The sequence below is a fragment of the Phycisphaerales bacterium genome (genome assembly GCA_016716475.1).
Taxonomy (GTDB): domain Bacteria; phylum Planctomycetota; class Phycisphaerae; order UBA1845; family Fen-1342; genus JADJWG01.
The window spans coordinates 69,858-91,366 of the sequence record JADJWG010000002.1 but is presented as its reverse complement, the minus strand read 5'-3'; the positions used below and the strand labels follow the sequence as shown (position 1 = coordinate 91,366).

The following is a 21,509-nucleotide window of genomic DNA, read 5'->3' as shown; positions in this document are numbered from 1 at the left end:
ACGGGAGCGCCACCCAGCGCTGCACGGATTGCGACCCGAGGTCCGCAACATCAGGCCGAACTCACCCGATGATACAACGGGGTGTTCGCGGAGTCCGCGCGTCTCGGCGGCAGGAATTATGAGCGAGCAGCACAGATACCCGATTATCGCGGTGGAAGACGACCCTGAAACGCTGCGCCTGCTCTTGCGGCACCTGCACGCCGCGGGCTATGCCGCTGATGGTTTCGAGCATGGGCGCGCCGCCATACAACCGATCTGCGCCATGGGTACGGGTATCGTGCTTGCGGACTGGGCCATGCCCGAGATGGACGGCATGGAACTCTGCGAGCAACTCCGCGAATTGAAGCGGCTCGAAGCCCTGGGAAACATCTACTTCATCCTGCTCAGTGCCCACCACTCGAAAGAGCACGTTATCCAGGGGCTCGAAGGCGGTGCCAACGACTACCTGACCAAGCCGTATCACCAGGGTGAGCTGCTGGCGCGATTGCGGGTCGGCGAGCGCATGCTCCGCCTGCAGGAAGAGGTATTCCGCCGCAGCATCGAAGTGCATAAGGCCAACGCCCAGATGCTGATACTGGCCAATCAGCTTGAGCAACTCGCGAACACAGACGTGCTGACCAAGCTGCCGAATCGGCGCCGCCTCTTCGAACGCCTGCATGACACGTGGGAGCTTTCTCGCCGCGAGGACCAGCCACTCAGTTGCATCATGCTCGATGTCGACCACTTCAAACATGTCAACGACACTTACGGACACGAGGCCGGCGACCTCGTGCTGGTTCACGTGTCGAACCTCCTGCGGCCAGCCGTGCGACGCCCGGATCTCTGCGGCCGTTTCGGAGGCGAGGAATTCGTGGTCGTCTGCCCTACCATGACCGCCGAACAAGCCGTGGCGGTGGCGGAGCGCATCCGGGCCGATATCGAGGCAAAGCCCGCGCGCACGGGTGACACGACGATTCCGGTGACGGTCAGTTGCGGCGTCGCCAGCCGCGACCACCAAACGTTTTCCGTTGATGAACTACTGAAAAATGCCGACGCCATGCTCTATGCTGCGAAGGAGCATGGACGCAATCAGGTCTGGCTGCACACCGCGGCCGGTCCCAGGGGTCCGGAGGCGAGTTCCAAGTGCCTGGGTGAGGGTGCGAGCGGGTCGACCACCGCGAGTTCCAGCGGTCGGGTGCGCGACCGGCGCTCCGGAGAGGCGATCGCGATAGAATACCGCGATGCGAATTCTGATCACGAACGATGACGGCATCCTGGCGCCGGGTATTGAGGCACTTTATCGCGCCGTCGCGGACCTCGGACACGTGGATGTGGTCGCCCCGGAAGATTCCCAATCCGCGACCGGACACGCCATCTCGGTGTTGAAGCCACTGCTGGTGCGCCGCGTGCATGTCAATCACACTTTCCACGGCTGGAGTGTTGCCGGCCGGCCGGCGGATTGTGTCAAACTCGCGATGCTGGAGTTGCTGGAAGAGCGTCCCGATCTGGTGTTGAGCGGCATCAACGCCGGGGCGAACGTGGGGATCAACGTGCTTTACAGCGGCACCGTGGCTGGCGCCGTCGAAGGGGCGTTGTTCAAGGTTCCATCGATTGCGTTTTCGCTGGAACTATCGGATGAGCTCGATTTCGGGTGGGCCGGACAAATGACGCGCCGTGTGCTGGACAGCATCTTGCAGCGCCCGTTGGCACCGGGCACCTGTCTGAGCGTGAACCTGCCGGCTTTGAGAGACGGTGAGCCGCGTGGAGTGCGGTGCTGTCGCCAGGCATCGGTGAGTTGGGATGAGCACTATAAGAAGGAGACCGAGCCGGACGGTCGTACCTTCTACTGGCTCGACGGTCGGCTTGGCAACCATGACGGTCACCCGGACAGCGATGTGGCAGCCCTGCGCGCCGGGTATGTCACTGTAACCCCTTTGCAGGCCGACCTGACCGATACACAGCGCCTCGCCGAACTTGATTCGTGGCCTTGGCCGAGCTTTTGACCCCACGTCCCCCCTGACACCCTACGCAAGAACCCGGCGTAGCCAGGGCTGCACCGGGTTCGCAAGGAGCATGTGCAGGCACTCGGTCAGTTTGCGGTGACGGTCTCAGGTGCGGCTTGCACGGAAACCACCCGCCCCTTGAACTCAACTGTGCCCTGCACCAGGGAGAACAAGGTGTCATCGCGTCCACGGGCGACATTCTTGCCCGGCTTGAACGGGGTACCGCACTGCCGGATGATGATGCTGCCCACTTTGGCGGCCTGACCACCATAGAGCTTCACGCCGCGGTACTGGGGGCTGCTGTCGCGACCGTTCCGCGTTGAGCCCTGACCCTTTTTATGTGCCATGTTCGACAACCTTCCGAAAAGTCACACGGCCTGTGCGGCCGGATGAAAAAAACACACTTCCCCCCTGGCGGTTTGTCACCGGAACAGGGAGCAATGTACTACCGCATGATCCATCGCACCATGTCCCGCTCCGGCAGGACCTCTGTCCGAGCGGCGGGCGAACCCGGCAGATTATAACGAATCTCCAGCGTCTTGCGAAGGGTGAAGAACTTCGGATTCAGAACCACCTCGCGCGTGGTACCGTCCGGGCCGGTAGCCGTCACGCTTTCGGGCTTCTCCGGATCGTATGCCCGGTTCGTCACATATTGGAGTTCGCCACTCAGCCCGCCTACGTAAATACTGAAATTGTTTTGAGTTAGGTCAATTTCTTTCCACACCGCAAGCGAGTCCACCGCGTGGTCGGCGCCGGACCGTAGATTACCGATCGCCTCGGTCGGAGGCACCAGATAGGGATGGGTCAGCTTGTGACGCTCCCGAATGGCCTCAAAAACGTAGGGATGGATCCCGGTTTCCGTGTCGAAGACCTCGAGCTTTTCCGTCACGATCTGGAAGAGCGGGTAGTAGCGCTGGCTGCGCGGCGTAGGGTTCGTGACCCGATACACCACATACCAGTAAACGACCGTGCGATCGCTCCCGGGGATCGGTAGCTCAATCCGTCGCGGATCGAGGAAGCGGAACTCGAACTCCCACGAAATGGGGGTCGGGGCCGGCTGGCGCACCGAGTTCGAATCGGTCTCCGGCAACTGGCCGAGACCCGTCAGCAGCAGCCACGTCAGTACGACCGTTGACATTGCCGATGCTCCTAACCCTGGTGCTGGTTCCGAATGATCGCGCTGGCCGGCGAGCCCGGCAGATTCAGTGCTCCAAGCGTTTGCGAGGCGGCCTCGCGCAGCCGCAGGTTCGGCTCGCCCTCCGCGAGCTTCACCAGGTCCGCCACGATCTCCGGAGGCAGCAGATTCCCACGACGCTTCGCGGCATCCGCCAGCGACGTGAACATCTGCACGCGCTCGTCCTCGTTTACCGTCGCATCGAGCGCTCGTCGGGCGATCGTTTCCTGAGCTGCTGTCGTCGCGATGAAGCCGAGCACGTCAGCAATGGTACGGCGTAAGACGGCATCCTCCGAAGTGAACGCCGCAAGCAGCGCCGTTTCGACGTCGGCGACTTCAAAAACCGGGTTGTTCGTCAGCGCAAGGTCGCGCAGCACACCGGCCGCATCGAGTGCCAGTTGAACACCGATTTCCGGCGTGATCGGCTCCGTCCCCACCGTGCGGAGTACCAGAGCTACCGCCCGATTCAACTCCCCCGGGAGGGCGTTCGCAGGAATGAACTCGACCCGCGCATCACTCACAGACAAACGCCGGGCATCCTCAAGCTGTCCCGGCTTCGCCAGGATCAGGACGGGCGTCGCCGCAAAGCGGAATTCCGCCCGCATGGCCGCCAGGCCGGCCGCCAGGTCGGGCGAACGCACATCAGATCCCAGCAGCACCAGGTCAACCCCGGGGGATTCCGTACGGACTTTCTCCAGCCCGGTGAACAGGTTGCCATCGACAATGACGTCATATCCCTGAGCCCGTAAGGCAGCGGCGGCGGCGTTAGCCGTCACCTCTTCCGGGTCTACGACCAGGGCATTACGAACACCACCGTGCAGTTGCAGCGCTTCGGCGAGCACCGGCATCAGGTTCTGAGAATTCAGAAAGGTATGCTCCGGCCGAGCGTGACCGAGCGTGAGGGCGGCTCGTACGCGCACCATGCGATCACCGAAAGACAGCGCCTCCGCCAACGGCAAACGACCCTCGGCATCGCCGACGAGACTCGCCGGACCCGCCGTACGCCGCAGAGCGTCGATCGCACCAAGTGCAACCGCCGGGTCGCTATCGTCCACGGCACGGGCAAGGGCCAGCAGGCAGTAGGCGGGGCCCGCCGACTGCGCGAAGTACAAGCCCGTGGGATAGCTTGCCGGGCGGGTCGCATCGACCCCCTCCAGGCCAAGTTGTGCCTGCCGGCGGAAGTTGGCCGCCAACCAGAGGGCAAGTGCCGGCTGGTGCCCGGGGTCACGCATGAGCGTTTCCTCGGCGCACCGCATGGCCATGACCTCGTTGAAGATGGCCGTCGGAACGGAGACATTCTGCAGAATCTCGTCGCGCCAGTACCAAACCTCGGCGGTCGCCAGACGGTGATCCGCCGCGAGCGAACCCGCGTCGGCGTAGTACGCCTCCGCCAACTGGTAGAAGGCCTCCGCCGCGGACTGGCTGATATCCACCGCCACCCCCCGCGAAACGATGCGCTCGAGTGCCGCACGAATAGCAATGATGACTTCCGGAGGCGTGCTCTCGGCCTGGGCCACCGCCAACAGGTATGGAACCGCCTGCGAGTAGCCGATTTCCCCCAGCGCCGCGATCACATCCTGCTTAACGGCCGTATCGTTCATGCGTAGCGCGGCGACCAGCGGATTGAGCCCCGGTCGCCCCAGTCGCGGCAGGGCCGTAAGGATGGCCGGCCGAAGCTCCAACTGCGTGCGGTCGCGCAGGAACTGGATCATGAAGGGTACGGCCTGCTCACCCGAGTCGATGAGGGCTTGCAGGGCGTTCTCGAAAGCGCGGGGCGCACCACCGAGCCGGCGAATGTTTTCCTGGATGCGGGTGGGATCGGACTTGACCAGGCGCTCCCCCTCGGCGAGCAGATCCATCAGGCGGCGCACGCTGTCCCCGAGCGTCGGATGCGTCTGCAACTGGATCAGGATCTCGCGACGCCGCGGGACCCGGTCTGTGAATTCCACGAGGGAAACCGGATCGGGGTTGTCGGCCAGCAGCGCCTGCCAGTTGGCGGCGGCCACGTCGAAGCGGCCGATCTGTGAGAAGTAGAAGCCGTCCTCGGCTTCGAGCATCTGTTCGCGACCCGTCGCCAGCAGCGTGGCCACCCGTTGGCCATTCGCGCGCAAGGCGCCGGCATCACGATCCTGCTCGAAGAGCAGCACGGCACCACCGGCATTCGTGCGCCGAACGGTGTGATCGGCCAGTAGTGCAATGCGCAATGGGGCCGGGTTGAGTGCGAGCAATTCGCCGAGCGCTCCTTCCACGCCGTCGGCATTGCGCTCAAGCTGGGCCTTCATGGCCGCAGCCCAGAGCTGCCACGCGCGGGTGGCCTCCCCGGTGATGAAGTCGGTGCGGGTAGCGGGCCAAGCGTCGGCGGGAGTGCTCTGTGCGAAGCCGGGACGGGCGCCGACGAAAACGACCAAGCCGAGGCCCAACAGGAGGAAGGGCCGGGCGATTCGATACATACTCGTCTCCACGAAGCGCAACCGGTTTGGATACGGACGCTGGCGCAGTCCGCAGCTTCAAATCGGCCGCGATTATAGCGCCACTGGGGGGGCTGTCAAACGTGAGGAATCGGCTGTTGCGCCACATGGACCTGGCCAGACACCCGTAAATCCGGAGGATCGGGACGCCACCTACAAGGCCGGGGTGGTGGACAACGATGTTACGTCTTCACGAGATTCAGCCAGTCTTCGAGCAAGAACTCGAATCGACCGACGAGGAGCGCGACGCGGCCCATCACCGTGTACCCGAAGCCCGCGCCAAAGGTAATCATCAGAACCCAGATCCCGACCCGCGAGGCCTTCCCGACGAAGCCACGATGTTCCACCGAGAAGAAGAAGTACAGGAGGGAGCAGACCACCCCCAGGACCAGCAGTGTGTGGTTCAGGGAGTTGTAGAACGATTTGCCCCACTGGATGGCACCCGTCACCGGGTCGTAGGCCAGTTGGACCAGCGGCACGACGGTCTGCGCGATCTGCAGCACGAAGTCGGCTTCCAGATACGCGACCAGCCGCAGGCCGGCGGTCGTCCCGATGACGTAGGCCAGCGGCCAGCGGGCAATCCAGGTGCCGGTTGGAGCCAGCCGCCAAAGGAGCATGATGCCCAGGATGACGGGCACCCAGTAGAACCAGTTCATGAGCTGCCACCAGTGACAGCCCAGCGGGTTGACCGCAGCCGCGTGGTAATCGATCACCCAGCGCAGCCAGCTCTCGATGTCGAGCTTGATGGCGATGTCGTCGAGGTCGAGGCCCGGCTGGAGGTTGAACTTGGTCCAGCGCGGAAAGAGCTTGCCGATCATGTTCGGCACGAGCTGGGACCAGAAGCCGACAATCATCCAGTACGCGGCCGAAATACCGACGAAGGCGTGCTCGGCGATCTTGTACCAGGCATTGTCCCGGTACAGAAAGGAGAGCATCCCCAGCGTGAAGAAGGCCGCAACCCACAGGCCGATGGTTCGTGCCCAGGAGAATTCGAAGAGGTACTGCTGCCGCAGTTCCTGGCGCAGCGCCGGACTGACCTCCAGCGCAGCAAGGATTGCGTCACGCTCGGCAATGGTGGTCGCTGCGCGGAAGCGCGCTTCCGCCTCGGTCGGGAGTCCGAAGCGGGCGAGATCCGCCAGACGTGCTTCGGCCTGCCGCATCGAGAGCGAGCGCGGCACACCATCGACATTGACCCGATAGTAGCCGCGGCTGGTCTGGCCGGTGGCGGCCCAAATCGCAAGCGCCAGGCCACCAACTCCAAGCACCAGCAAGAGGATCAGATTTTCACGGTTCATGCCCGCACTCCTGCCCGCTCCTTGCGATGCACGAACAGCGCCACGTTTCCGAGGATGATCAGCAGCAGGATCACGCAGTGGGCGATGAGCTGCGGCCCCATCCGGCGCACGCCCTGGCGGAAATCCGCTCGTGAACCCGTGCCCTCGGGGTCGGCCCAGTATTCGGGGTAGGCGGCCGCAAGTGCCGCTTCGTACTCGGCCGCGCCCTTGATGGCCCCCAGCAGCCCGACCAGCGGGTCAGGAATGTAAGGGTACATCAGCGGCGATTGCACGCCGGTGCAGCCCGCGACGATCTTCAGGCCGTACGGCGTCGCGGCATACTGCACCCATTCCTTCGTACCCGGGTAGCCCGCACTGACGTTCACGATGGCATCCATGGACCGGATGTTCACCAGGTCGCGGGTCATCTCCATGCGGCTGAGACTGCGCCCGCGATGGTCGGTCGGAAAGAGCGATGGCAGGTTCGAGACGACGACCTTGATGACGCCTTCGTCCCCCGGCTTGAAGCCGAGATTCACGTAGTCGATCCCGTACCGGTAGTGGGGGAAATCCCGCTTGAGAACCGTCTCAATCGTTTCCTCGATCATCTCCGGTCCGAGTGGCCAGAGGGCCAGGAAGTACAGCTTGTGTCCCTTGCGCGCGCAGTGCCATGCCAGGGCGGTGGCCATGGGCTGAAGCTCGGGCTTGCTGCCGGGGTCGTAGTCAAACGGCAGCAGGACACGCGACCCCGCCGGCAATGATTCGATCAGGTCGAAGACATCCTGCGTGATCTTGGTGGGCTGCTCCTCGAACTCCATCTTAGCGATGATGGGGATCATGACCGCAACCCCCATCAACAGGAAGATCCAGCGCCGATCGAGGCGCACCAGGGCTTGGAAGAAGCGCTCCATCGGCCAGCTCCTAACGCTCGGAACCGAGGTATGAACGATCGATCCCCAGCATGACCTTCAACGAAGTCGAGGCAATGCCCAGTGCGATCCCGATGATGATGGCCCGGTTGCCGGCCGTGTTCAGCCACGACATGATCCAGGTCGTCAGATTCGTAATCTTGAAGAAGGACCAGAAGCCCTCGTCGGGCAGCCACCCGGTGAGCCAGGTTGCGATGGCCGTGCGACCCAGCAGAATCAGGAACGCCGTGCCCAGCAGCAGAACCGCCTCAAAATTCCGGGCGCGGAAGGCCCGGAAGGCCGCCGACGCGACGTAGAAGGCCAGCATCGCGAAGGTGGTCGCCTGCAACGGCTGCATTCCATACTCATAGGCGAACCACATCGCCCCGCCGTTCTGGTTGTATTCGCCCGTATGCGTTCCATAGGCGGAGAAAGATCCCCGCAGCACGTCGGCAACCGCAAAGAGCGTGCCCGCGTGGACGGTAGCAAGGAGGTCCGCACCGGGTGGGTTCGGCAGCTCTGCGGGCTCGCCGAGCAGCGGCCGATACTCCACTTCGTACAGCAACTGGCCCTCGGAATTGGTCCGGATCATAGCGAGTTCCGCACCGTCGATGAGCAGGGCATGGTCCTGCTCCGGAGGGAGGGCGTAGGCCCGCACGGTCAGCGTCCGGCGCTGCTCGCTGATGTCGAGTTGGACAAGACCGATCGCCTGGCCGGGCCCGTCGAGGCGTGACCAATAGCCCGGTTGCGGCAGGACCCCGATCTTCAGCAGTCCTACGGTCAGCGTACCGAGGAAGGCGATCAGCGCCACGCCGCTGTAGCCCCAGCCGGATTGGCGCCGCCAGACTTTCGCACCGTGGTTCCGCACGAGGTTGCCGCCGCCCAGGATGAACGCGATCGCAGCCAGGATGTCGAAATGCACTGCCGCGATCTCGCCGAGCGCCTCGGCTACCGGCAGAAAGTGCGTAATCACCAGCAACGCGCCGACGCAGCCGGTAATCAGCAGGGGAATCGTTCGTTTCACAGCCCAGTCACCTCCGGTCCGCGGCCGCAGCGCCTATGCCGCCGCCACGGCCACGCTCCAATCGTCTGTGCCTCACGTCGCCGAGCTCAGGATGTTCTGTTGCAGGAAGTGCAGCACCCCGCCGACCCACTGGTACCGCGCTCCGAACAGCTCACTCAGGGTTGCGAGGGTGATCCCGACACCGAGCAGGATCAGCACGATGAGCTTGCCCACGTCCTGTCCCTTGAGACTGCCGAGCTGCTGCGGCTCGCCCGAAAGGTAGGCGGAGGCCGCGAAGAATTCTTCGCCGATCAGCGTGTAGTCACAGGCCGCCACGAAGAACGGCAATTGGGCCGGCTGGGCCGTACCGGCGATCTGGATCGAGCCCGTCGTGTTGGCCGTCTCGGCCAGAATCAACGACTCGGCGAAGAACGCACCCATGTAGAAGCACGTCGCCGGCTTCTCACGCACCATGACACCGGTCACGGCAGCCACGTAGCCGAACTGCTCATTGGTCGTGTAGTAGATCCGCTTCTCATCGAAGGCGTCGGGCCGACCCGCCGAAATGTAGCTGGCCTGGACGGTTTCGCGCGCTGCCGTCATCACCAGCGAGCGCGAAGTCGGTACCTCGAGCGACGCGTCGTGTTCCGCCGCGGTGCGGGCGACGCGGCCGAGAATGATCAGGCCGGCCACGGTCTGGATGTCGTTCATGTCCTGGATCCCAGGTACGAACAGGATCGGCCGCCCCATCTCCGTAGCGCGGCCGACGGCCTCGTCCACGGCCTCGAGCCCGGCGATCTTGCGCACCTTGAGCGGGACACCCCGCCGCGCCAGCTCGATATAGAACATCACCGCGCCGCACAGCACCAGGAGGAACCCAAGGAACCATAACCGCCCCATATGCACCAGGTCAGGGCGGGCCTGCACAATGGCTGAGGTGCCAAGCTCCGGTCCACCATCCTCGTCCACACGCACCCGATAACGGTAATGATGCATCGTCCGCAGGCGGTACTCATCCTTGAACTGCGCAATCGTGCCCGGCTCGCGCTTCACGATCCGCCAGTCCTCTTTAGGCGTTCCGTCGCGCTCAACCTCCTGGCGCTCGATGAGGTATCCGGGGGCATCGGCCACGCGGCGCCAGGCGATGTTGATCTTGTCACCCTTGTCGTTGGCCTCATCAAACGCCACTACTGGCGGGGACAGGTCCACCAGCGTCGCGCGGAGGTTCGCCAATTCGGCGTCGAGCGCCTCGAGTGCCGTGTTTCGCTCCTGGTCCAGCCGCGCGTAGTGCGCATCCTGCAACAGCAGCCACACCCCGTCCCACCATACCACCGCCGGGCCACGTTCATAGCGCGCCAGGAGCGCCTGGGCAGCACGCAACGGCTGGTCGAGTTGTTCGAGCTGCTGCTGCACCAGGCGCCGCGGTGCACCGGGCGTGGGGGCCCACTCCAGACTTGCGACGATGCCCCAGAGCGCCCGCAGGTCGGCTTCCTTGGTCACCACGGCGTCCGGCGCCGGGTTCTGCGCCATGACCGATGCCGCCGCCAGGATGCTCGGTAACAACAGCCAGACGGACAGGCGGGGCGGTGAGGAGTTGGCCATCGCACGGGCTCCACACTGAGGCGCACGGCAATCGTCCGCGCAACCAGGATTCATGTTTGGGAATCGCCCGGCGGATCGTTCGGGGCGGACGCACGGGCCGTTTCGGGCGGCGGCGGCGGTTCGGCCAGCACGTCCTCAATACGCCGACAGAGGTACTCGATACTGCCGCGGCGCTCGAGAAACCGCGCCAAGGTCGTGTAAGCCGTGCCGCGGAAAACCGTCCGGACAAGCGGCTCGAAAAAAAGCAGCGCCTGGGAACTGAGGAAGTTCAGGCAATGACTGCTATCGAGAAAGAAGAGTGCCGGGGTGGTCAGCCCGCGACGGACGATGCTGCGCGCCAGGCGATCGATCAGGCGGGCTTCTTCCGCCGTCGGCTCCGGCACGCCGGCCGGCTCCACCGCAAAGGCATGCTGCCACCATTTCCGCATCGGCCGAACGCTCCTGCGCCGTTGAGGTGGTCCAGATCAGGCCGTTCTACGCACAGGCCGAAACCGCTGGGCCCGGCGCCGGCGCGGCGGCTCGAACTGTGCCGCGCTTGACCCGTTGGCGAGATCGTAGCGAACCTGACTGCGGCTGTCACCCCTGCGCGGGCCACACTTCCGCAGGAATCGCAGCCCGCAGGGCGGCGAGCGCCGCCGCCCGGTGCGTGCCGAACAGCACATGCACGCCGCGCCGCCCATCACGCCACGAGCGCCCACGGTACGCTGAGAGCCACGCGGCGTGTGCGCCGATCTCCACGCGCCGCAGTTCGGACCACGTCAGCCGTCGTGTGCCGAACGGCAGGCGGGCCTCGATCTGCATGGCCGTCACCTCGTAGTCGCTCGCGAAGAAGAATCGCGCCAGGGAGAGCACCAGCACCACTGCGGCGAATACGGCCCACAGACTGCTGTCGGTCGAGACAAATACGGCCACGGACAATGCAACGATAAGGAGCAGCGCGGCGGCCGCCGCCGTCGGACGTTCGACCGCAGGGTGTACGCGCCAGCGGTAGGGTAATGGAGATGCCGGCAAGGAGTTCATCGCGGCATTATAGGGGCCGCGCAGGCGGCGCCTTTACAGGTCGCAGCCCACGGGCGACACTTCGTGCCGCTTGGGGCTGCGCGACTCTGCGAAGGGCGGCGGTCCCCTCCCACCCGATTCGGAGACACGGACCATGCCGTACCGCCCCTTCTCTGCAACGGCACGCGCCCGGCTGCTCTTCTGCGTGGCGGCCGTGATCTCGCCGTGGACGCTGCTCACCGGCTGCGACACCCGCAGCCCGAGCGCACCCGCAACCGCCGGCGCGGGTGGCACCGCGGCCTCCGTTGCCACGGAAACAGATCCACGGTCGAAACCGGAAGCAAGCGAAACGCCGGCCGGCGGCACAACGCGGCCCGTCGCCCAACCGGTGCGCTGGCCACAGCGCGCGCCAACCGGCACGTTCGTCGACCGGGCGGATCCGCTGGCGGTGCGTTTCGTCTCGTACAACGTCATGTGGAATGCGATCTTCCACGAGGTGGACGCCGCCCATGCGCCCAAATTCGCCCGGGTGGTGCAGGCGCTCGACCCCGATATCCTGGCGCTGCAGGAGATCGGTCGGCATCCCGGGGAGCGTGATAATCGCGAGGCCCGCTTCTGGACTGCCGAGGATGTGCAGAAACTCATGCACCAGATCGCCCCACCGCCGCCCGGCGGACAGTGGTACACCTACCAGGGGCACAGCAACGTCATCGTCAGCAAGTATCCGCTGCTGATGACCGCAAGCCGGCTCGAACCGCGCGGGGACCGCGACCTCGCGATGGCGCTGATTGACTTGCCGGATGATGTGTACCCGGTTGATTTCTACGTCCTGAACAACCACTACAAGTGCTGCGGTGGCACCGACAATGACCCGCAGCGGCAGCAACAGTCCGATGCGATCGCCGCGTGGATCCGCGCAGCCCGCGCACCGGGTGGTCCGATCGACCTGCCACGCCTCACCGCCATTGTGATCGCCGGCGACCTGAACATCGTCGGCGGCTTCCAGCCAGTGACCACGTTGCTGGAGGGCGACATCCAGGATGAAGCCCGCTACGGACCCGATTTCAAGCCCGACTGGGACGACACGCCCCTGACGGACCTGCGCCCGCTGCACAACATCACGGGCCCCGACGATTGGACCTGGCGAAACGACAACGATCAATGGGATCCGGGGCGCCTTGATTACGTCATCTACACCGACAGCGTGCTCGAGGCGGCGAAGTCCTTCATCCTCAATACCACGACGATGACGTCAGAGGACCTGGCCGCTGCCGGTCTGCAGAAGTTCGACGTCACACTGGATGAGGTCGGCCGCGAGTTCGATCACCTCCCGCTGGTCGTTGATTTCCGGGTGCTGGGCCTCGGGGAGTGACGGCCGATCCTGGAATGACGGCGGTGCTGAAGCGACTGGCGATCCGCACGCGCGGCCAGGGACTGCACGAGGTCACCACCGAGGTGGCTGCAGCCGTCCGCGCGAGTGGGGTGCGAGCTGGGCTGAGCACGGTTTTCGTGCCGCACACGTCGGCCAGTCTGCTCATCCAGGAGAATGCCGACCCGAGCGCACGGCGCGACCTGGAGCGGTGGCTCGCCCACCTTGTACCGGAGGAACCTTCGCGCTTCACCCATACCATGGAAGGGCCAGATGACATGCCGGCCCATATCAAGGCCGCCCTGACCGCCACCACCCTCGGGATCCCGGTCGAGGACGGACACCTTGCACTGGGCACATGGCAGGGCATCTATCTGTGGGAACACCGACACACCGGATCGACACGCCGCTTGTTGGTGCAGGTGCTCGGTGAGCAGGCGCACGGCGGGCCCGCGTAAACAGGTTCCCGCCCGTCGGTGTACTCCGGTTGCAGGAGGGGCACCCCTACCTCTGCGGTCCGGGTGCATCCCGCTTCATTCGAAGCTGCGCAGCTTCCGATGGAATCTGACGAAATCCGACCGGATGGCACTGGATGGCAGCGTGCCCGCACGCTTGCCTCCGGGACTATACTTTCGCAGGTGTTGCCGGAGAGGCCCCTGTGTCCGAATCATCCCCTCCCATGCTGCCCGGCTCCGCCGAGACGCAAACGCGCGCCCCTGATCACAACGCGCGCCAGGGGTCCTGGCGACTGCGGTACGGCGTCCTCTACCCGCAGCCGTACCTCTGGTTCGTCTTCTTCTCCTCGCTCGACATCATGTTCACGTGGGTGATCCTGCACCACGGCGGCACGGAGGCCAACGCCCTCGCCAATTGGATTATCGAACAATACGCCTTGCCCGGGTTGGCGGTGTACAAGTTCGGGCTGGTCGCTTTCGTGCTCATCATCTGCGAGCTCGTCGGCCGGGCGCGCCGCGATTCCGGCGCCATGCTGGTTCGCTGGGCCATCGCCCTCAGTGCGCTGCCGGTCGTTGTCGGCGCCGTGCATGTGGCACGCATCGCCCTGGGGGTACGCGGTCCGGGCAGTCTGATAGAATGAGCCCCGCAGGCATGGACCCTGCCGCTTGGGAATGACCCCGCCGAGCGATTGTCGTCCCCAGCTCCAGGGCCGCACCCGTGGGAGCGTTCGATTGCACGCCGACATGCTGCGCATTCTCGATGCCAACCTCAATCGCATGCGCGAGGCCCTGCGCGTGGTGGAGGATTACGCCCGCTTCTCGCTCAACGACGCCGACAGCGCGGCCGAACTGAAGCGGTGCCGGCACGAACTGGCCGGACTGCGTGCCGCGTTCGGCCCCGATGAACTACGGGCGGCGCGCGATACCCCGGGGGATATCGGCCGCGCTCTCAAAACGCCGTCCGAACTGCACCGCGGCGACGCCGGCGCCATCGTCTCCGCGGCTTTCGCCCGCTGGCAGGAAGCCGCCCGGGTCGTCGGGGAGTACGGCAAACTGGTGGACGGTGCCGCGGCCGCGGCAGCCGAGCGCTTGCGTTACCGCGCGTACGAACTCGAGCCGCGGATCGTGCTGCGCGGACATTTGCGACAGCGCCTGGCCCGCGCACGCGTGTACGTCCTGATCACGGCCGCGTTGTGCCGCGGCGAATGGCTGGCCAGCGCGGAGGCCGCTTTGCGGGGCGGCGCAGACTGCCTTCAACTGCGCGAGAAGCACCTGGACGACCGCGCGCTGCTCGCACGCGCCCGCGCGCTGCGCGAACTGACGCGCCGCCACGGAGCTCTGCTCGCGCTGAATGATCGCCCCGATCTCGCGAAGCTCGCGGGCGCCGACATTGTGCATGTCGGACAGGACGATCTCTCCGTGGCCGAGGTCCGCCGCATCGCGGGCGGGAAGCTGCTGGTAGGCAAAAGCACGCATACCCAGCCGCAAGTCGACGCCGCCCTGCTCGAGGAACCCGATTATCTCGCCGTCGGGCCCATGTGGGCGAGTTCCACGAAGCCCCAGGACCACATTGCCGGTGCGGAAACACTACGGTACGCGCGCTCCCGGACCGCGCTTCCGCTCGTTGCCATCGGCGGCCTGACCGCGGACAACGCAGCGTCGCTCTGGCATGCCGGCGCAACCTGCCTCGCCGTTTGCCAGGCAGTGCTCGCCGCCGACGACCCGGCGGCGGCGGTGCGCTGCTTGCGCGCCGGTGCCCCTGCGGAGTCGCACGCGTGAAGTCCCTGCGGCACAAGCTGGAAGAGATCCGTCTCGCGAGTGGCCGGCCGGCCGTTGCCCCGGCTCCCGGGTACGCAACGCCGCGCAGCGTGGCGGAAGTCCTCGGCGGGCAGGTCCTGGCCAGCGGCGACGTACCGTGCTGGCAGATCGAAACACCGGTGGCGGCGCTCTCTCCCGCGGCGGCCGCGGTTGCAGCGCGTGTGTATCCGCGACTGGACATCGCAGGTGCTCGGACGGGCGCACCAGGCCGTGCGCTCTTTTTCGACCTCGAGACCGGCGGCCTGCCGGGAGCACCGGTCTTTCTGGTCGGTGTGGCCGTGCTCGACCAACGCGGTCCCCGGCTCGTGCAGTGGCTGGCACGGGATTACCCGGAGGAAGCCGCCATACTGGCGGCTTTCGCGCAAACCGCTGGCGACTGCCCGCTGTGGGTGAGTTTCAATGGCAAAAGCTTTGACGAGCCGGTGCTGCGCGACCGGGCCCAAGTGCACCGCGTGGTGATGCCTCCGTGCCTACGGCACTACGACCTGCTGCACGCCGCGCGGCGGGCGTGGCGTGGCCGCGTCAGTAATTGCCGCCTCGTCACCCTCGAAGCGGAGATCCTCGGCGTGCCACGCGTGGGCGATGTGCCCAGCGCGGAGATTCCGGCACTGTTTCATCACTTCATCCGTACGGGGAATGCTGCCCCTCTGCGGGGCGTGCTGGAGCACAATCGCCGGGACTTGATCACCCTGATCGAGCTCATCGATCGCCTGCCGCTGGACCCGTGTCCATCCGCCCCGCGGCGCGGGCGGAACGGGGACCGTGCTCCGGGTCCGCGGCCCGCCCGCTGAAGCCCGCGTCCTGATCCCCTGGGGGCGCCGCCACCCGAATCCGTGCAACACCGAATCCGGGCGACAATTTTCCATGCGACAGCCGCATTGTCGGCCGGCTACAATTGTTCCGTTCCCACGCATCCCGCAACCCCATCGGAGTTTCCGCATGCCGTCGATTCGACCGCGGCTCACGCCGATCCTGTGGACGATCACCCTGGCGGCCGCGGCCGCAGTTCACGCCGACAATCTGGCCACCTCACGCCCGGCAGTAACAACCTCCAATCCGGCCCTCGTGAGTGTTGCACCGTTTCTGGCGGAAGACTTTCTGAGCCATGTGAAGTACCTCGCCAGTGAGGAGCTCACCGGCCGCCTCCCGGGTACGCCCGGTATTGAGAAGGCCGCCGAGTACATCGCTGCACAGTTTGCCGCTGCCGGACTCCAGCCCGCGGGTGAGGATGGCACCTGGTTCCAGACCTTCGAGGTGCGGCGTGGCCACGAACTCGATCCTGAGACAGCGCGGCTGACGGTGCCGGACGCGACTGAACCCGTCCTGCGGAAGGACTGGATCCCACTCCCCTTCTCCGATCCGGATCGTGTGGCGGCACCGCTGGCGTTCGCCGGCTTCGGTATTCGGGCCGAGCAATACGATTGGGACGATTTCGAGGAGTTCGAGGTCACAGGCAAAGTACTTATCGTCTTTCGTTACGAGCCGCGCAGCGCTGATCCGGACGCGGCCTTCGGTGGCCAGGAACCCTCTCGGCACTCGCTCTTTACACGCAAGGCCCGCACGGCCGCGCGGCTGGGTGCGAAGGGACTTCTCATCGTCAACCCCCTGCGGGACGGAGAGGAGGACGAGTTGTATCCGTTCTCCGAGTGGTCCGCACAGCGTCCGCTGAACCTCCCCATGGCGCAAATCACGCGTGCTTACGCTGACGCGCTGCTGAAGCAGGCCGGCAAGCCGGATCTCGCCACCCTGCAAGAGAAGCTGGAGAAGGACCGCGAACCGCAGCCCTTCGACCTGGGCCTGACCATTGAGCTTCATCCCGGCATCCGCCCGCAGATGGTCAAGACGCGCAATGTCCTCGCGCTGCTGCCGGGCAAGTCCGACGACGCAGAACTCATCGTCGTGGGCGGTCATTATGACCACCTCGGCGAAATTCCGAATGCGCGCAGCGGCTCGAGCGAGCCACAGATTCACTTCGGCGCCGATGACAACGCCTCCGGCACGGCCGCCGTGATCGAGCTGGCGAAGGTGCTCGCGCGGGAGGGTGGGTTGCGGCGTGGAATCCTGTTCATCGCGTTCAGCGCCGAGGAAATGGGGCTGCTGGGCAGCCGGCACTTCGTCGATCACCCCACCGTCGAATTCGAGCGCATCCGGGCCATGATCAATTTCGACATGGTGGGCCGCTTCGCCCAGGACAAACTCACCATCTTCGGCATTCCGAGCGCACCGGAGTTCGGCGAGCTGGTTCCGCGACTGGCTGAGCCGCTGGAAATCAACTTCCGGACCGCGCAGTCCCTTTCGGGCAACAGCGATCATGCCGGCTTCTATCGAAGGAACGTGCCCTATCTATTCCCCATCACGGGGCTGCACTCCGACTATCACCAGCCGACCGACACATGGGACAAGATCGATGCCTCCGGCGCCACCCGCCTGCTGGCCCTCTTCCACGGAATCCTGCGCGAACTCGGCGACCTGGAGAACGGACCCACTTTCACCGCACAGGACACCCGGGCACGACCCGAGGAAGACCTGCCGCGTCCGGCTATCGAGGAGCAGGCGGCCACGAACGGTGATACGCCCGCCCCGGCGGAAGCACGCCCGGATGCGCCGCGCGCGGACCCCGAGATTGAGATGCCCAGCCGGCCACAGGTACGCCTTGGCATCATGCCCGATGTCGCCGGCGACGAGGAACCCGGCCTGCTGGTCGAGATGGTCACACCAGGATCGGCCGCTCAGAAGGGTGGCATCCGCGATCGTGACCGCATCCTCAAGATCGGTACGCACGAGATCAAGAACATCTACGGGTACATGGAAGCCCTCCGCGACCTGCGGCCGGGCGACAAGGTCACAGTCGTGGTGCGCCGCGACGGGCAGGAACTGACACTGGAAGTGCCGTTGGAGGCCACCCCGGCGGAGCGCAGTCGGCAGTAGCTGCACGGCCCTGCGGCGAACCGCCGGGCGCGCGGCCTACTCGATTGGAACATGCGCCGGTACGATGACGGACGTCATGGTACCCGCCCACACAGAGAGTGTCGGCCCCCGGGACGGAAGGCCCGTCAGCGCACCGGTGGAAGGCGCGCGTCCCCCCGCTCACACACCCGAAATCACGGACGTGTGGTCTTGGACAGCGCGCAAGTACCGCATCCGCGCCACTATTCTGCTGCTGGTGAACGTTGTCCTCTTCTGCGGGCTGTGCGCCTTCACGCACTGGCTGCGTGTCGGCAAGCCCCTCGCTTTCCGCGCCCAGGACTACCTTGATCCACTCCGGCTCTGGGGGCCGAACACGCAGAACCTGTACGACTTCATCCTGTTTCCCATCCGCGTCGACCACACCCCAATGCACGGCGTGGTGATCGGCTTGCTGCTCGCCGCGATCGTCGCAATGCCGATCTCGGTCGCCATTCTTTATCGCTTCCGCAGTGCCCTGCCGTTCGTGGCGGCGGTGCTCGTGTTCGCGCACATGCCGTGGATGGCTTTCACGCTGCTGATCAGTTGCACTCTCGCGGCGGTGCGACCCTTCCGGATGCGATTTCGCTACGGCTCCGCCCTGCTCGCGATGGTACCCGTGCTGATCTACCTGTTTCTGGCGACGCGCGGTCCGACCGACCCGCTGAGCGGGAGCATCTCACCGGAGGAGCGGCTGCTCCTGATCGCCCCGTGGGTGCTCGCAATGCTTGCGGCTTGCACGATGATGGCGGTGGTGATCTTCATCGCGCGCGTCGTGAATCACCGGCCCGGCGCGATCGCCCCGGTCATGGCCGTGATGTTCGCGACCCCGGCTTTGCTGTTCCAGGCCTATATCGGCGTGGATGAGCTGCATTACCGCGTCCTGGAGGCCCAGCACGGCCCGCGCTCCGAGCGTTTCGAACCGGTCCGCGACGAGACGGATGCGATTTTCGACCTCGTGCATCGCTATACGCACCCGAGCGCGAACCGCGAACCCTTCCGGTCAGCGTTGATGGGCGTCTGGCATTCCGATCCGCAGCAGCAACGGCTCCTCAAGCAGCGGATTGCACACGACCTGTTGCTGAGTTTGATGAACCACCGGCGCGAGACCTACGAAGCGTGCAAGGAATTCATCGCGGATCATCCCACCAGCCGTTACGTTCCCAACGTCCTGTTCGTCCAGGCCCGGGCCCTCGACACGCGACTCGACGAGCGCACACTGCTCGAAAACCCTGCGCGGCGCGAGCTCTACACGGATTTTCCACACGCCGAGTCGGAACCCATCTGGAAGAGTCTCCTGACCCAGTACCCCGATTCACCGCTCGCCGTGGCCGCACGGCTCCGCAATGCCCAATTGCTGCTGCGGCATGGCGATGTGGCCGGCGCGCTGGAGGCGCTCGACCAGGAAGCGGTCCAGCGCGCTGCGGAGGCCGCGGTGCGGACACCTCGCGCCTTCCTGCGCTCCCCGCCCCCGGAGACCTCGCTCGAGTACATTCCAGACCAGGATCTCTTCGAGCTGCGGCAGTTACGCGAGCTGATCCTCGCGAACCGCGCTGATCCCACCTATGGCGATGCCCCCCTGCAGGCCCTGGCCACGCTCGACCCACACCGGCGGGGCTACCGCGCGCAGCTCGCCCGGCTGGCCCACCAGTACCCCGACAGTCTGCTGTACGACAATCTCGTCGTGCGCTGGGCGAGCCGTGGGTCCGACCGCGAACTTCGCATCCGCAACCTGATGGCCTGCCTGGCGCTGTTCCCGGGCGGTGACGCCCGCGTCGAGGCCCTGTTCGAGTTGGGTGAGCTGAAGACCCAGGCCTTTGGCACAGACCCCGCGCTGCGGGCCGCCGGGATCGAGCGCTATCGCCAGGTCGTTTCTGATTTTCCGCAGTCCGTCTGGGCCGGGCGCGCGGCCGAACGGCTGAGCAAACTGGTACCGCGCGCCGCCGTCACCACCGAACCCGCGGAGACCCCGTGAAGCAAATCGTCCTCGGAATTACCGGCGCCAGTGGCGCCATCTACGCCCAGCGACTGGCGCAGGCCATCGTCCGGGCCGGCGCCCACCTGCACGTGGTTGCTTCGCCGCTCGGCCAGCGACTCTTTGCTGATGAACTCGGGCTACGGCGCATCAGTGCCGAGACCCTGCTCGGGGCCCCCCAACCGCAGGTCACCCTTTATCCCCACCGCGACACCGGCGCGCGCCTGGCGAGCGGCTCATTCCACACGGACGGCATGGTGATCTGCCCGTGCAGCGGTCACACGCTCGCCGCGGTGGCCGCGGGCATCAGTGACAACCTCGTAACCCGCGCGGCTGCTGTGACATTGAAAGAGGCCCGTCGGCTGGTGCTGGTCCCGCGCGAGATGCCTCTCAGCCAGATCGAGCTGGCCAACATGCTGCGGATCAGCCAGGCCGGCGGCATCATCTGCCCCGCCTGCCCGGGATTCTACATGCTGCCGAAGACCATCGATGACCTGATCGACTTCGTCGTTGGTCGGATTCTCGACCTCGTTGGCTTGCCGCACACGCTGAACATTCGCTGGGATCCGGCTCAGCACCAGCGGCCGGCTTCCTCCGCCGAGAATGGCGATGAGGAGTAACCCGCTGGCGAGTTGGCTGCGCGCCATCCGTACCTGGGGGGAGATGATCAAGTTCAGCCATTCCGTGTTTGCATTACCATTCGCATTGTTTGCCGCGTTTCTCGCGGCGCACCCCGCACTGCCCACCGGACCGCAGATCGTACTGATCATTCTTTGTATGGTCGCTGCGCGCAGCGCTGCGATGACCTTCAACCGCCTGGCCGATGCCCGCATCGACGCCTCCAATCCGCGGACCGCCGGCCGACCGTTGCCGGCGGGACAGATCACAGCGCCGGCCGCGTGGGGATTTTTCCTGCTGGCCTGCGCAGCTTTTCTGCTCGGCTGCGCCGGATTCCTCGCGACCAACGAACCCCCCAACCCGTGGCCACTTCTGCTCAGCATCCCGACGCTCGCGTGGCTCTGCTGCTACTCCTACACGAAGCGCTTCACCCGCTGGTCCCACCTCGTGCTCGGTTTGGGTATCGCGTTTGCACCCGTTGCCGCGTGGATCGCCCTGCGACCGGATACGCTCGGGGCACCGGCGTGGCTGCTGATGGTCGCGGTTGCATTTTGGATCGCCGGCTTTGACCTGATCTATGCCTGCCAGGACGCCGATTTCGACCGCCGTGCCGGACTGCACTCAGTGCCGGCCAAGCTGGGTGTGCCGGCAGCCTTGTGGCTGGCGCGCAGCTTTCACATCGTCACGCTGACCGCGCTGCTCGGTGTCGGGCTCACCGCGGATCTCGGCCTGCTCTACTACATTGGAGTGGCTGGTGCGGCGGTGCTGCTGCTCGTAGAAAACGCGCTCGTCACGCCCCGGGACCTGAGCAAAGTGAATCTTGCGTTCTTCACGGTCAATGGGATCGTGGGCCTGCTCCTCGGCGCCCTCGGAATCCTCGATATACTCCTGCGGTGAGGGTAACCGCGCACACATCCCGAA

At 65.5% G+C, this 21,509-nt stretch carries 20 protein-coding genes; 11 read left to right on the top strand and 9 right to left on the bottom strand.

Going from position 1 to position 21,509, the window contains the following annotated elements; translation table 11 throughout:
• Window positions 1–118: 118 nt before the first annotated feature.
• Both IPM18_07935 and surE read left to right on the top strand, forming a co-directional pair.
• The gene (locus IPM18_07935) at window positions 119–1,246 is read left to right on the top strand and encodes a diguanylate cyclase (GenBank protein MBK9119518.1); all 1,128 of its coding nucleotides are present in this window, start codon (window positions 119–121) and stop codon (window positions 1,244–1,246) included.
• The gene (surE, locus tag IPM18_07930; GenBank protein MBK9119517.1) at window positions 1,221–1,982 is read left to right on the top strand and encodes a 5'/3'-nucleotidase SurE; all 762 of its coding nucleotides are present in this window, start codon (window positions 1,221–1,223) and stop codon (window positions 1,980–1,982) included. The genes IPM18_07935 and surE overlap by 26 nt, the downstream gene beginning before the upstream one ends.
• Before the next feature lie 86 nt (window positions 1,983–2,068).
• On the opposite strand, the gene rpmA is transcribed toward surE, so the two are convergent.
• The 9 genes from rpmA to IPM18_07885 all read right to left on the bottom strand — a co-directional run bounded on the left by rpmA (window position 2,069) and on the right by IPM18_07885 (window position 11,431).
• Window positions 2,069–2,329, bottom strand: coding sequence for a 50S ribosomal protein L27 (gene rpmA / locus IPM18_07925; GenBank protein MBK9119516.1), 261 nt, complete (start codon window positions 2,327–2,329; stop codon window positions 2,069–2,071).
• A 98-nt stretch (window positions 2,330–2,427) separates the two neighbouring features.
• Window positions 2,428–3,120 (bottom strand): hypothetical protein, encoded by a 693-nt coding sequence (locus IPM18_07920; GenBank protein MBK9119515.1) that lies wholly within the window; start codon window positions 3,118–3,120, stop codon window positions 2,428–2,430.
• A gap of 11 nt (window positions 3,121–3,131) precedes the next feature.
• The gene (locus IPM18_07915) at window positions 3,132–5,606 is read right to left on the bottom strand and encodes a HEAT repeat domain-containing protein (protein MBK9119514.1); all 2,475 of its coding nucleotides are present in this window, start codon (window positions 5,604–5,606) and stop codon (window positions 3,132–3,134) included.
• A gap of 200 nt (window positions 5,607–5,806) precedes the next feature.
• The gene (locus IPM18_07910) at window positions 5,807–6,919 is read right to left on the bottom strand and encodes a hypothetical protein (protein MBK9119513.1); all 1,113 of its coding nucleotides are present in this window, start codon (window positions 6,917–6,919) and stop codon (window positions 5,807–5,809) included.
• Window positions 6,916–7,809: a hypothetical protein gene (locus IPM18_07905; protein MBK9119512.1), complete on the bottom strand. Its 894-nt coding sequence runs from the start codon at window positions 7,807–7,809 to the stop codon at window positions 6,916–6,918. The genes IPM18_07910 and IPM18_07905 overlap by 4 nt, the downstream gene beginning before the upstream one ends.
• A gap of 10 nt (window positions 7,810–7,819) precedes the next feature.
• Window positions 7,820–8,830, bottom strand: a complete 1,011-nt coding sequence (locus tag IPM18_07900) for a hypothetical protein (protein MBK9119511.1) — start codon at window positions 8,828–8,830, stop codon at window positions 7,820–7,822.
• 72 nt (window positions 8,831–8,902) lie between these two features.
• Window positions 8,903–10,411: a hypothetical protein gene (locus IPM18_07895; protein ID MBK9119510.1), complete on the bottom strand. Its 1,509-nt coding sequence runs from the start codon at window positions 10,409–10,411 to the stop codon at window positions 8,903–8,905.
• 50 nt (window positions 10,412–10,461) lie between these two features.
• Window positions 10,462–10,839 (bottom strand): hypothetical protein, encoded by a 378-nt coding sequence (locus IPM18_07890; GenBank protein MBK9119509.1) that lies wholly within the window; start codon window positions 10,837–10,839, stop codon window positions 10,462–10,464.
• Window positions 10,840–10,987: 148 nt separating this feature from the next.
• Window positions 10,988–11,431: a hypothetical protein gene (locus tag IPM18_07885; GenBank protein ID MBK9119508.1), complete on the bottom strand. Its 444-nt coding sequence runs from the start codon at window positions 11,429–11,431 to the stop codon at window positions 10,988–10,990.
• A gap of 133 nt (window positions 11,432–11,564) precedes the next feature.
• On the opposite strand from IPM18_07885, the gene IPM18_07880 reads away from it, so the two are divergent.
• From IPM18_07880 to IPM18_07840, 9 genes are all read left to right on the top strand, one after another.
• Window positions 11,565–12,782, top strand: a complete 1,218-nt coding sequence (locus IPM18_07880; GenBank protein ID MBK9119507.1) for an endonuclease/exonuclease/phosphatase family protein — start codon at window positions 11,565–11,567, stop codon at window positions 12,780–12,782.
• Between the two features lie 14 nt (window positions 12,783–12,796).
• Window positions 12,797–13,237, top strand: a complete 441-nt coding sequence (locus IPM18_07875; protein MBK9119506.1) for a YjbQ family protein — start codon at window positions 12,797–12,799, stop codon at window positions 13,235–13,237.
• A 200-nt stretch (window positions 13,238–13,437) separates the two neighbouring features.
• Window positions 13,438–13,875, top strand: a complete 438-nt coding sequence (locus IPM18_07870; GenBank protein ID MBK9119505.1) for a hypothetical protein — start codon at window positions 13,438–13,440, stop codon at window positions 13,873–13,875.
• Between the two features lie 91 nt (window positions 13,876–13,966).
• Entirely contained in the window at window positions 13,967–15,013 is a 1,047-nt protein-coding gene (gene thiE / locus IPM18_07865; protein ID MBK9119504.1) for a thiamine phosphate synthase, read from the top strand.
• Window positions 15,010–15,843, top strand: coding sequence for a ribonuclease H-like domain-containing protein (locus tag IPM18_07860; GenBank protein ID MBK9119503.1), 834 nt, complete (start codon window positions 15,010–15,012; stop codon window positions 15,841–15,843). The genes thiE and IPM18_07860 overlap by 4 nt, the downstream gene beginning before the upstream one ends.
• A 148-nt stretch (window positions 15,844–15,991) precedes the next feature.
• On the top strand, window positions 15,992–17,980 hold the full coding sequence (locus IPM18_07855; protein MBK9119502.1) for a M20/M25/M40 family metallo-hydrolase: 1,989 nt from the start codon (window positions 15,992–15,994) through the stop codon (window positions 17,978–17,980).
• Window positions 17,981–18,161: 181 nt separating this feature from the next.
• Window positions 18,162–19,970 carry a hypothetical protein gene (locus IPM18_07850; protein MBK9119501.1) on the top strand — a complete coding sequence of 603 codons (1,809 nt, stop codon included), beginning with the start codon at window positions 18,162–18,164 and terminating at the stop codon, window positions 19,968–19,970.
• Window positions 19,967–20,590, top strand: a complete 624-nt coding sequence (locus IPM18_07845; GenBank protein ID MBK9119500.1) for a UbiX family flavin prenyltransferase — start codon at window positions 19,967–19,969, stop codon at window positions 20,588–20,590. The genes IPM18_07850 and IPM18_07845 overlap by 4 nt, the downstream gene beginning before the upstream one ends.
• Window positions 20,580–21,485, top strand: a complete 906-nt coding sequence (locus IPM18_07840) for a UbiA family prenyltransferase (protein MBK9119499.1) — start codon at window positions 20,580–20,582, stop codon at window positions 21,483–21,485. Before IPM18_07845 ends, IPM18_07840 begins: the two co-directional genes overlap by 11 nt.
• Window positions 21,486–21,509: the final 24 nt, after the last annotated feature.